This is a genomic window from Streptomyces sp. MS191 (assembly GCF_008042125.1).
Classification (GTDB): domain Bacteria; phylum Actinomycetota; class Actinomycetes; order Streptomycetales; family Streptomycetaceae; genus Streptomyces.
In genome coordinates this window covers 98,754-109,339 of record NZ_RDBI01000035.1, presented here as the reverse complement: position 1 = coordinate 109,339, position 10,586 = coordinate 98,754, and the positions used below count along the sequence as shown (strand labels likewise).

Below are 10,586 nucleotides of genomic sequence, written 5' to 3'. Positions count from 1 at the left end.
GTGCCCGTCACGTGTAGTCGTCCAGGAGCTGGGCCAGGTCCTGGTCCCAGTCCAGGTAGTGGTGCTCCCGGCCGGCGGGGACCAGATGCTGCGAGCGCTCCAGGAAACGCCGCAGCTCCTCCGTCCGGATGTGCACCACGGCGACCCCCTCGGAGGCGTGGAACTCGACGACGGTGCGGTCGTAGCCGTACGGGCGCACGCGCACGTCCCCGACTCCGGCCGGCCCGTCCACGCCCTGCGCCAGCAACTCGCGGGAGAAGGCCCARGAGACCTCGACTCCCTCCAGCGTCGCGGGCGGCGGGAACGCCATGCTCACCGCGTACGGGTCGCCGCGGTCGTACCGGAGCGTGGCGGGGACGGTCTCCATCCGCGGGGCGGAGGCGACCAGTCGGGCCTGGACGGCCTGCTCTATGACGGTGGACAAGTGCCAGCTCCTGTCTCGCGGCTACGGGTTCCTGTCGTCTTCCCTGACATCAGGGAAGACGAACGATCGAACCGGAACGTGCACTCCGCGGGTACGTGAGCTGTGTCACCGGCCCCGGGAGGCAGGTGTGGCGCGCCAGGCACCCTGGACGGGGTCCGCGCGGTCGGCTAGCTTCCGGCGCCATGACGTCCAAGGGGAAGACGAGACGAATGATGTCGGTGGGACTGATCGGGGCGGCGCTCGCGCTGACTCTGGCAGCGCCCGCGCGGGCCGGGGAGACCCCCACGGCCGCGGCCGGCTGGCAGCTCACGACCACGGGTACGGACGCACGCTTCCGCGGCCTCGCGGCGGTCGACCGCGACACCGCCTGGGCCGCGGGATCGAAGGGCACCGTGCTGCGCACCGCCGACGCGGGCCGCACCTGGCGGGACGTGTCGCCCCCGGGCGCCGGCGAGCTGGAGTTCCGCGACGTCGAGGCCTTCGACGGCCGGCGCGCGGTGGTCCTGGCGATCGGCGAGGGCGAGGCGTCCCGGGTCCTGCGCACCGAGGACGGCGGCGCCACCTGGACCGAGTCCTTCCGCAACACCGACCCGCGTGCCTTCTACGACTGCATGACCTTCTTCGACCACCGGCACGGCCTCGCCATGAGCGACCCGGTCGACGGGAAGTACCGCATCCTGTCCACCCGCGACGGCGGCCGGTCGTGGCAGGTGCTGCCGGACAAGGGGATGCCGCCCGCGCAGGCCGGCGAGGCGGGCTTCGCCGCGAGCGGCCAGTGCCTGGTCTCCTCGGGACCGAGGGACGTCTGGCTGGCGACCGGCGGCGGGGCCACCGCCCGGGTCCTGCACTCCGCCGACCGCGGCCTCACCTGGACCGCCGCCGAGTCGACGATCCCGGCGGGAGACCCCGCGCGGGGCGTCTTCGCGCTCGCCTTCCGCGACCGCGCGCACGGCCTCGCGGTCGGCGGCGACTACCGCAAGGACCAGCCCTCCCCGCAGGCCGCGGCGGTCACCGGGAACGCCGGCCGCACCTGGCGGCAGGCCGCCGCACCCCCGCCCGCGTACCGCTCCGGCGTCGCCTGGCTCCCCCGCACCAGGTCGGCCGCGCTCGCCGTCGGTCCCACGGGCACGGACCTGACGACGGACGGAGGCCGCACCTGGCGCACGGTCGACACCGGCTCGTACGACACCGTCGACTGCACCCGCGACGGCGCCTGCTGGGCCTCCGGCGAGAAGGGCAGGATCGCCCGGCTGGCGCGCCGCTAGGGCGGGTTGCGGAAGTCCCGCCTGCCCTGCCCTCCGGGCGGACGGCGCCGCTTCCGCAACAAGCCCCGGGGTGTCGCCCGAGGTGGGTCAGGGCGTCCTGCCGGTGGGCCAAGCCGGGTCTAGGAAGGCAACTGCTCCCGGTACGAGGCGAGTTCCGTCGCCGTCTTCGTGGCGTAGAACTCCGTGATCCGGTACGCGCACACCCCTTCGACGGCGAACGGGTCGGCCGCGGCGATCTTCTCGATCGTCCCGCGGTCGACCCCGGCGGCCAGGATGACGCCCCCGTCGCGCGGGTTCTTCCGCCCGGAGGCGACGAACACGCCCGCGGCGTACTGCGCGTCGAGCCACTCGACGTGCGCGTCCAGCAGTGCGTCGACCCGCTCGACGGGCGCGGTGTAGGTCAATTCCAGTACGAACATGATCGCCAGGCTACCGGGGCCGGGGAACGCCTTCCGGCCCGAGGGCCGCTCCCGCCCGGGCGGAAGACTCCCGCCCGCCGTCCCCGGCGCGGGTCGTAGGGTGGCCGTCACCATGACCATCATCGACATCCCCGCGGGCTGGCCCGCCGACGAGCCCGCCGCCCGGAACCTTCAGCGGGAGCTGCGCGCGCGGCTCGTGCTCGACGAGGCGGGGCCCGTGCCCGGCACCGGGCACGTCACGGGGCTCGACGTCGCCTACGACGACGAGCGGGACCTCGTCGCGGCCGCCGCCGTGGTGCTCGACGCGGCCACGCTGGAGGTGGTGGAGGAGGCCACGGCGGTCGGCCGGGTCTCCTTCCCGTACGTTCCCGGCCTGCTCGCCTTCCGGGAGATCCCGACCGTCCGCGCCGCGCTCGACTCGCTCTCCGCCGACCCCGGCCTCCTCGTCTGCGACGGGTACGGGCTGGCCCATCCGCGCCGCTTCGGACTGGCGAGCCACCTCGGCGTCCTGACCGGGCTGCCCTCGATCGGCGTAGCGAAGAACCCGTTCACCTTCGCCTACGACCCGCCGGGCCCCGACCGCGGAGACACCAGCCCGCTCCTCGCCGACGGCGAGGAGGTGGGGCGCGCCCTGCGCACCCAGGCGGGGGTCAAGCCCGTCTTCGTCTCCGTGGGGCACCGGGTGTCCCTGGAGGCGGCGTGCGCGCACACGCTGCTCCTCGCCCCGCGCTACCGCATCCCCGAAACGACCCGGCGCGCCGACTCCCTGTGCCGCCGCGCGCTCCGGGACGCCCTCGGGGCCGCCCCGTGACCGAACTGGTCCTCGACGTCGCGGACCGGCCGCGCCCCGGACTCCGACTCCGGACCGCCGGCCGGCGTCTGATCCTGGAACAGGGCGGCACCCCGCTCCTGTTCGCGGTCGCGGACCCGTACGACCAGGGGGTCGACTTCTACCGCACGGCCGTGCCCCGCCCACTGCTGCCACCCCTGCGCGCCGCCGAGGCGCGGGCGTACGCCGACCGGCCCGAGCGCTGGCTCCACAAAGTGGCACGGCTGCTCGCCGCCGACCCGGACGGGCCGCTGCACGACGGCCGTTGGGTGCTCACGACCGTCATGGAGCGGCACTGGAACAGGCACGACGCCGGCCCGGCCGACTACTGGGGCGAGCGCGTCGTCGGCGGTGATCCGGACGGATACGTCGACTGGTTCCTCCACAGCACCGACTGGGAGCTGTTCCCCCTGCGGCCGCTGCCCGCGGCCGACGACGCCCGGGTCAAGGCGTACCGCTCCCAGGCCCGCGCCGGGATCCTGCCTCCGCTCCTGCTGTGGTGGGTGAGCGGCCTCGACTGCTACGTCCTCCTGGACGGGCACGCCCGGCTCGCCGCGGCCGTCGCCGAGGACGTCGAGCCGTCGGTGCTCGTGCTCCGGCGGACGACGCCCCACGACGAGCGCGCCCGGGGAGAGGCCGAGGCCGCGGAGGCGTACGAGGGCGAACTCGCCCGCCACCGCGCCCTCATGGCACGGCACGGGTCCCGGGTCCCCGACGGCGCCGAGACGGCGGGCGCCGCCCTCGCCCGCCGCCTGGAGGAGCTGCGCACGGGTAACCGGCCCACCTGGGCCTGGCCGTTGCCCGGAGGTGAGCACGAGTGGCAACGGATCGTGGACGACCTGAGTACGAGTACGGATACCGGGCTTCGATCTTGGGCGGCACAGTGGGAGACATGACAACCCCCGTTCCCGCCCCACTGCGTCCGGTCGAGCTCGGCCTGACCGCGATCCTCGCCGTAGTCGGGCTCGTCTCCCTGGCCTGGGTCTGCGCCATGCTCTACGTCGTCTTCACCTGGGTGGTGGCGGCCGCGTGATCGGCACCCTGCAGTGCGTCGTGCTCGACTGCCCCGACGTGCTGGAACTGGCCGAGTTCTACCAGCGGTTGCTCGGCGGCGAGATCAACCGCAGCGGCACCCCCTGGGCCCTCGGAGACGGCTGGGCCACCCTGCACGACGCCGCCGGCGCGCCGGTGCTCGCCTTCCAGGGCGTGGCCGACCACCGCCCGCCCGTCTGGGGTGCGCCCGAGCAGCAGTTCCACCTCGACGTGCAGGTCGACGACCTGGACCGGGCGCACGACGCGGTTCTCGCCCTCGGGGCGTGGCAGCTCGACGACGGGGGAGTCGACCGGGCCTGGCGTACCTACGCGGACCCGGCCGGCCACCCGTTCTGCCTCGTGCGCCACGCGGCCCACTGAGGCCCCCGGCCCCTTCCGCGGTGTCTCAGGGGCGGCGGACCCGCCAGAGCCATGCCGCCGTGCCGGCCAGCAGGGCGAGCATCGACAGGTTGGCCCAGAGGGCCGGGGCGTCGCCCGCCGGGCCGCCGCCGGACAGGTTCCAGGTGGCGATGACGGCGGTGGGCAGGACGGCGGCGAGCAGGACGCCGGTGGTCTTCCGGACGGCGGTCCAGTGCACCGAGGTGCAGAGCAGCACCGCGCCGGTGACGCGGAACAGGACGCCGATCAGCGGGCCGGGATGGTCGGGGAAGACCACCATGAACGGCAGCGAGAGGGTGAGCATCAGGAGCGGGACCAGGGGGTGCACCTTGCCGCGCCGGGCGGATGCACCGCCCGGGGCCGGGGCCGCGGTGTCCCCGTTCCCCGCCTCGGCCAGCGCCGTGGCCGCGATCGTCCGGGGGTCGCCCAGCGCCGCCAGGACCTCGCCGGTCGCGGTCCCCGGGTGGTCGGCGCGCGTCACCTCGATGTGTTCGGCGAGGTCGGCCAGGAGCTCGTGGCGACGGTCGGCGGGCAGCGCGGACGCCTCGCGCTCGACGGCGGCCAGGTAGTCGCGTACGGGGTCGGCAGGGGTCTTCATGAGGGGTCTCCGGCAGAGGGGTGCGGGGTGGTCAGGAAGGTGTCGACGGCGTCGCGGAAGGCGGGCCAGACGCGGGTGAACTCGTCGAGCGCGGCCCGGCCGCTGTCGGTGAGCGCGTAGTAGCGACGGGGTGGTCCGGAGGCGGACTCCTGCCAGGTGGTGGTGACCAGGTCGTCGCGGCGGAGCCGGGAGAGCAGCGGGTAGACCGTGCCCTGGCCGGTGGCCAGGGCACCGGACTCCTCCAGGGCGTGGAGGAGTTCCACGCCGTAGCGGGGGCGGTCCCGCATCAGGGCGAGCACGCAGTACTCCAGCACCCCCTTGCGCAGCTGGGCGGCCGCCCGGGCCTGCTTGGTCGAATCGCCTGGTTCCATGCGATGCAAGATACCTGGTCGGGCAAGCCCATGGGAAGGAGGGGCGCTGGGGTCGCCGGGGCCTGGCGGAGGTCGTCCCCCACGTCGCGTCCGGGAGGACTCCTCCGCCGCTGTCGGACCCGCTCCGTAAGCTGCCGCCCATGAGCATGAACGGGGAGTACCTGCGCGTCACGCCCGCGGAACTGGACCGCGCCCTGAAGGATCCCGAGTGGGCGTGGGAACTCGTCGAGGAGGTTCAGGACGCGCAGGAGGAGGGCGAGCCGGCGCCGGCAGAAGCGCGGCACTTCACCACGCACCAGACATGGCACCTGCTCGGGTTCCTCCTGCAGCGCGCGGCTTTTCCCGTCGACATCGTCCACGGGGAGGAACCGCTCACCACCGATCACTGGGGCTACGGACCGCCGCAGTACCTGACCCCGGAGCGGGTACAGCTGGCCGCCGACACCCTGCACCGGACGACATACGGACAACTCGTCCGGGGAGTCGACCCCTCCGAACTCACCGAGGCCGAGATCTACCCGCAGATCTGGGACACGCCCACCTCGCTGGAGTGGGCCGACGACCTGTTCACCCCCCTGACGGAGTTCTTCGGGGGCGCCGCGTCCACGGGGCACGCGATGCTGATCTGGATCGACTGATCCACCAGGGGCGGGCCGAGCGTCGAACGTCGGGCCAGGGCCCCTTCCGGGAAGCCCCCCGTGGCCCGCGTCGCCCGGCGCGCACCCCCCCCGTGGCCCTTCGTCCGGCCACGGGAGGCGCCACGCCGCGACGTCGGGGCGTCCGCGTACCTCTGGTACGCGGACGCCCCTCGGTCTTGTGGCGCACGGCGCCGGACGCCGCGAGGCCCACCGGCGCTACTTCGCGGACAACTCCTAGCGCGCGTCGGCCACCCGGAAGCGGATGCCCGCCACCCGCAGGCGGTCGAGCAGCGCGTCGCCCATCGCGACGGCCGTCGTGACCTGCCCGGACGTCTTCGGCAGGGTGTCGAAGGCGAGGCAGAGCGCGGACTCGGCCAGCATCTTCGCCGTCTCGTCGTAGCCCGGGTCACCGCCCGAGACCTCGGTGAAGACCCGCCTGCCGCCGCCCTCGCCCACGAAGCGCACCGAGAACCAGCTCCGCGCCCGCCGTTCGGCGCTGGGCCCCTGGCCCGGCTCGTAACGGTCCATCATCCAGCGTCGCAACGGCGGAAGTTGGGCCGCGAGCAGGCCCGTGCCCACGGCCGCGGCGCCGCCCAGCGCCATCGGCAGGGTCTTGACCGACGCGTAGTGCCGGTAGCGGAAGTCCGGGCCGTAGCGCTCCAGCGCCGCCGCCGAGCGGGCGATGATCTGCGGGTCGAGGGTGGGCAGGGGCAGCGCCCAGGTGCCCGTCTCCCGGCTGAACCGAGGCCCCGCCAGTGGCGCGTGGGCCCGCCGGCCCACCAGCCGGGGCTCGTGCAGCCGCCGTTCGTGCGCGGCCCGCAGGATCTCGCGCCCCCGCCCCATCGCCGTCAGCGCGGAGGCGAAGGTGCCGCCCGAGAAGACGGCGCCGGCCCGGACGAATCCGTCGATCCGCAGCGGCACGCCCTCCGGGAGCTGTCCGACGGTGTAGTACACCCCGAGGTCGTGCGGCACCGAGTCGAAGCCGCAGGCGTGCACCAGGCGGGCCCCGGTCTCCCGGGCCCGCGCGTCGTGCCGCACGTACGTCAGGTCGATGAACTCGGTCTCGCCCGTCAGGTCCACGTAGTCGGTGCCCGCCTCCGCGCACGCCGCCACCAGGCCCTCGCCGTACCAGACGTACGGGCCGACCGTGGTCGCCACCACCCGGGCGGACTCGGCGAGCGCGCGCAGCGCCTCCGGATCGGCCGAGTCCGCGACCACGAGCGGCAGCTCCGCACAGTGCGGGCGGCCGGCCGCGAGCCGTTCGCGCAGGGCCTCCAGTTTCGCGCGACTGCGCCCGGCGAGTGCCCAGCGGCACCCGGCCGGAGCGTGCTCGGCCAGATACTCCGCGGTGAGCTCGCCCACGAACCCGGTCGCCCCGAAGAGCACCAGGTCGTACGGCCGTGCCGCGTCGTCCCGCCCCGTGCCGGCCCCTGTCTCCATCCAGCCCCTCGCCTTCACCCGCGCCACCGTCCGGGCGCTTGTCGTCGGCGGAGCCTAGCGGAACTCGGCCGAAGCACAATTTCCAAGCGCTTGCTCGGCCCGGGGTCTTGTGCGGAGTGGAACACGTTCCTAGCATCACCGGTGTTACATCATTGGTGTCACATAGCGCTGGGGGCTTCATGGCAGGGACGCGGAACGCCCGGAACGGCCCGCTCTCCGGGGTGCGCGTGGTCGAGCTCGCAGGGATCGGCCCGGGACCGTTCGCCGCCATGCTCCTCGCCGACCTCGGCGCCGACGTCGTCCGCGTCGACCGCCCGGGCGGTCCCGGGCTCGGCATCGATCCCGCCCACGACCTCACCAACCGCAACAAGCGCTCTGTCCTCGTCGACCTCAAGGCCGAGGGCGGCGCCGCGACCGTGCTCGACCTGGTGGCACGGGCCGACATCCTCATCGAGGGCTACCGGCCCGGCGTCGCGGAGCGCCTCGGAGTCGGGCCCGACGCCTGCCTCGCCCGCAATCCGCGACTGGTCTACGGCCGGATGACCGGCTGGGGCCAGGACGGACCGCTGGCGTCGACCGCCGGCCACGACATCGCCTACCTCGCCGTCACGGGCACCCTCGGCATGATCGGCCCCGACCCGGACGGCCCGCCCACCGTGCCCGCCAACCTCGTCGGCGACTACGCGGGAGGCTCGCTCTACCTCGTGGTCGGCGTGCTCGCCGCGCTCCGGCACGCCGGCGAGCACGGCGAGGGCCAGGTCGTCGACGCGGCGATCGTGGACGGGGCCGCCCACCTCGCCACCATGATCCACGGCATGCTGGCCGCCGGCGGCTGGCAGGACCGCCGTGGCGTCAACCTGCTCGACGGAGGCTGTCCCTTCTACGGCGTCTACGAGACCGCCGACGGCCGCCACATGGCCGTCGGCGCGCTCGAGCAGCCCTTCTACGACGAGTTCGCGCGGCTGCTCGGCATCGAGGACGTCGCCCCCGCCCGCAAGGACCTCGGCCGGTGGGACGAACTGCGCGCCGCCGTGGCCGCCCGCTTCCGCACCCGCACCCGCGAGGAGTGGACGGCGGTCTTCGCCGGGACCGACGCCTGCGTGGCGCCCGTCCTCTCGATGCGCGAGGCGCCGCCCTCGGCCTTGAGGTCGACGAGGACAGAGCGCTTGTTGCGGTTGGTGAGGTCGTGGGCGGGATCGATGCCGAGCCCGGGACCGCCCGGGCGGTCGACGCGGACGACGTCGGCGCCGAGGTCGGCGAGGAGCATGGCGGCGAACGGTCCCGGGCCGATCCCTGCGAGCTCGACCACGCGCACCCGACCTGGACGAACTGCGCCGCGCCCAGACCGAAGTCGTTTCCCGCCCGCCCGCGGTGCCAGCGGCGGTAGGCCGCCTCCGGTTCGGGCCAGCGGCGCGAGAGCGCCAGGACGAAACCCCTCCCCCACCCGCCCCCCGGTTCTCGGCCACACCCGGCACCGTGCGCGAAGGCCCGGCGCTGCCCGGCGCCGACACCGGCGAGGTCGCCCGCGACTGGGCCGTGCCCACCCTGACCACCCGACCCGACGCACCGCAGGAGCCGCAGGCATGAAGCGTCAGCTCTACACCGCCGACCACGACGCGTTCCGCGAGACCGTCCGCACCTTCCTCGCCAAGGAGGTGCTGCCGCACTACGAGCAGTGGGAGAAGGACGGGATCGTCTCGCGCGACGCGTGGCGCGCCGCCGGCCGGCAGGGCCTGCTCGGCCTCGCCGTGGCGGAGGAGTACGGCGGCGGCGGGAACGCCGACTTCCGCTACAGCGCCGTCCTCGCCGAGGAGTTCACCCGGGCCGGTGCCCCCGGCATCGCGCTCGGGCTGCACAACGACATCATCGGCCCCTACCTCACCTCGCTGGCCACCGAGGAGCAGAAGCGGCGCTGGCTGCCGGGGTTCTGCTCGGGCGAGCTGATCACCGCCATCGCGATGACGGAGCCGGGCGCGGGCTCCGACCTCCAGGGCATCCGCACCTCCGCCGAGGACCGGGGCGACCACTGGGTCCTCAACGGCTCCAAGACCTTCATCTCCAACGGCATCCTCGCCGACCTGGTGATCGTCGTCGCGAAGACGACCCCCGAGGGCGGCGCGCACGGGCTCTCGCTGCTCGTCGTCGAGCGGGGCATGGAGGGCTTCGAGCGCGGCCGGAACCTCGACAAGATCGGCCAGAAGTCCCAGGACACCGCCGAACTGTTCTTCCACGACGTCCGCGTCCCCAAGGAGAACCTGCTCGGCGAGCTCGACGGCGCCTTCGTCCACCTGATGACCAACCTCGCCCAGGAGCGGATGGCCATCGCGGTGGCCGGCATCGCCGCCGCCGAGCACCTCCTGGAGATCACGACGACCTACGTCAAGGAGCGCGAGGCCTTCGGCCGGCCGCTCTCCCGCCTCCAGCACGTCCGTTTCGAGATCGCGGAGATGGCCACCGAGTGCGCCGTCACCCGCACCTTCCTCGACCGGTGCATCACCGACCACGCCGAAGGCCGGCTCGACGCCGTCCACGCCTCGATGGCCAAGTGGTGGGCGACCGAACTGCAGAAGCGGGTCGCCGACCGCTGCCTGCAACTGCACGGCGGTTACGGCTACATGGCCGAGTTCCCGGTGGCGCGCGCGTTCACCGACGGCCGCATCCAGACGATCTACGGCGGCACGACCGAGATCATGAAGGAGATCATCGGCCGGTCCCTGCTCGGCTGACGGACCCGGCCCCGGCACCCTCCCGATCACCCACCCTCACGCACCTCCCGTTCTTCCCGAAAGGCTTCCCGTGAGCACCGAAGCGTACGTGTACGACGCGATCCGCACCCCGCGCGGGCGCGGCAAGGCCAACGGCGCCCTGCACGGCACCAAGCCCATCGACCTGGTCGTCGGGCTCATCCACGAGATCCGCCGCCGCTTCCCGACCCTGGACCCGGCCGCCGTCGACGACATCGTCCTGGGTGTGGTCGGCCCGGTCGGCGACCAGGGCTCCGACATCGCCCGGATCGCCGCCATCGCCGCCGGACTGCCCGACACCGTCGCCGGCGTCCAGGAGAACCGCTTCTGTGCCTCCGGCCTCGAAGCCGTCAACATGGCCGCGATGAAGGTCCGCTCGGGCTGGGAGGACCTGGTCCTGGCCGGCGGTGTCGAGTCGATGTCGCGG

The 10,586-nt window shown here is 73.9% G+C and carries 13 protein-coding genes and 3 pseudogenes; 9 read left to right on the top strand and 7 right to left on the bottom strand.

The features are described from left to right. Positions 1-7: 7 nt before the first annotated feature. Entirely contained in the window at positions 8-424 is a 417-nt protein-coding gene (gene ssgD / locus EAO71_RS05140; protein ID WP_147976563.1) for a spore wall synthesis regulator SsgD, read from the bottom strand. Positions 425-606: 182 nt separating this feature from the next. Between ssgD and EAO71_RS05135 the strand changes: the two genes are divergently transcribed. Beyond that, positions 607-1,689 (top strand): WD40/YVTN/BNR-like repeat-containing protein, encoded by a 1,083-nt coding sequence (locus EAO71_RS05135; RefSeq protein WP_261992007.1) that lies wholly within the window; start codon positions 607-609, stop codon positions 1,687-1,689. 119 nt (positions 1,690-1,808) lie between these two features. On the opposite strand, the gene EAO71_RS05130 is transcribed toward EAO71_RS05135, so the two are convergent. Further along, positions 1,809-2,108, bottom strand: coding sequence for a YciI family protein (locus EAO71_RS05130; protein ID WP_147976562.1), 300 nt, complete (start codon positions 2,106-2,108; stop codon positions 1,809-1,811). A gap of 112 nt (positions 2,109-2,220) precedes the next feature. Here EAO71_RS05130 and EAO71_RS05125 point away from each other — a divergent pair, with 112 nt between their 5' ends. The 4 genes from EAO71_RS05125 to EAO71_RS05115 are packed head-to-tail and all read left to right on the top strand — an operon-like array spanning position 2,221 to position 4,350. Further along, complete coding sequence (locus tag EAO71_RS05125; RefSeq protein ID WP_147976561.1) at positions 2,221-2,919, top strand: endonuclease V; 699 nt, start codon at positions 2,221-2,223, stop codon at positions 2,917-2,919. Continuing rightward, positions 2,916-3,833 carry a hypothetical protein gene (locus EAO71_RS05120; RefSeq protein WP_147976560.1) on the top strand — a complete coding sequence of 306 codons (918 nt, stop codon included), beginning with the start codon at positions 2,916-2,918 and terminating at the stop codon, positions 3,831-3,833. Before EAO71_RS05125 ends, EAO71_RS05120 begins: the two co-directional genes overlap by 4 nt. Then, positions 3,830-3,970 carry a morphogenic membrane protein MmpA gene (gene mmpA / locus EAO71_RS37490; RefSeq protein WP_187282563.1) on the top strand — a complete coding sequence of 47 codons (141 nt, stop codon included), beginning with the start codon at positions 3,830-3,832 and terminating at the stop codon, positions 3,968-3,970. The genes EAO71_RS05120 and mmpA overlap by 4 nt, the downstream gene beginning before the upstream one ends. Then, complete coding sequence (locus tag EAO71_RS05115; protein ID WP_147976559.1) at positions 3,967-4,350, top strand: VOC family protein; 384 nt, start codon at positions 3,967-3,969, stop codon at positions 4,348-4,350. The genes mmpA and EAO71_RS05115 overlap by 4 nt, the downstream gene beginning before the upstream one ends. A gap of 25 nt (positions 4,351-4,375) precedes the next feature. Here the strand turns inward: EAO71_RS05115 and EAO71_RS05110 are convergent, their stop codons facing one another. Both EAO71_RS05110 and EAO71_RS05105 read right to left on the bottom strand, forming a co-directional pair. Then, entirely contained in the window at positions 4,376-4,966 is a 591-nt protein-coding gene (locus EAO71_RS05110) for an HAAS signaling domain-containing protein (protein ID WP_147976558.1), read from the bottom strand. Then, positions 4,963-5,337 carry a PadR family transcriptional regulator gene (locus EAO71_RS05105; RefSeq protein ID WP_147976557.1) on the bottom strand — a complete coding sequence of 125 codons (375 nt, stop codon included), beginning with the start codon at positions 5,335-5,337 and terminating at the stop codon, positions 4,963-4,965. Before EAO71_RS05105 ends, EAO71_RS05110 begins: the two co-directional genes overlap by 4 nt. Before the next feature lie 140 nt (positions 5,338-5,477). On the opposite strand from EAO71_RS05105, the gene EAO71_RS05100 reads away from it, so the two are divergent. Then, positions 5,478-5,975, top strand: coding sequence for a YfbM family protein (locus tag EAO71_RS05100; RefSeq protein WP_222723542.1), 498 nt, complete (start codon positions 5,478-5,480; stop codon positions 5,973-5,975). A gap of 234 nt (positions 5,976-6,209) precedes the next feature. Here EAO71_RS05100 and EAO71_RS05095 read toward each other — a convergent pair whose 3' ends face one another. Further along, entirely contained in the window at positions 6,210-7,415 is a 1,206-nt protein-coding gene (locus EAO71_RS05095) for a saccharopine dehydrogenase family protein (protein ID WP_147976556.1), read from the bottom strand. A 179-nt stretch (positions 7,416-7,594) separates the two neighbouring features. On the opposite strand from EAO71_RS05095, the pseudogene EAO71_RS05090 reads away from it, so the two are divergent. After that, a pseudogene (locus tag EAO71_RS05090) lies at positions 7,595-8,632 on the top strand (CaiB/BaiF CoA transferase family protein); the annotation flags it as partial. On the opposite strand, the pseudogene EAO71_RS39905 reads toward EAO71_RS05090, so the two are convergent. Continuing rightward, positions 8,599-8,682: pseudogene (locus EAO71_RS39905) on the bottom strand (hypothetical protein); the annotation flags it as partial. The pseudogenes EAO71_RS05090 and EAO71_RS39905 sit on opposite strands and share 34 nt — an antisense overlap. Before the next feature lie 47 nt (positions 8,683-8,729). After that, a pseudogene (locus EAO71_RS39900) lies at positions 8,730-8,987 on the bottom strand (hypothetical protein); the annotation flags it as partial. 11 nt (positions 8,988-8,998) lie between these two features. On the opposite strand from EAO71_RS39900, the gene EAO71_RS05070 reads away from it, so the two are divergent. Then, positions 8,999-10,141, top strand: a complete 1,143-nt coding sequence (locus EAO71_RS05070) for an acyl-CoA dehydrogenase family protein (RefSeq protein ID WP_147976660.1) — start codon at positions 8,999-9,001, stop codon at positions 10,139-10,141. 70 nt (positions 10,142-10,211) lie between these two features. After that, positions 10,212-10,586 (top strand): thiolase family protein (locus EAO71_RS05065; protein ID WP_315986586.1); only part of this gene is annotated, 375 nt, incomplete at its 3' end.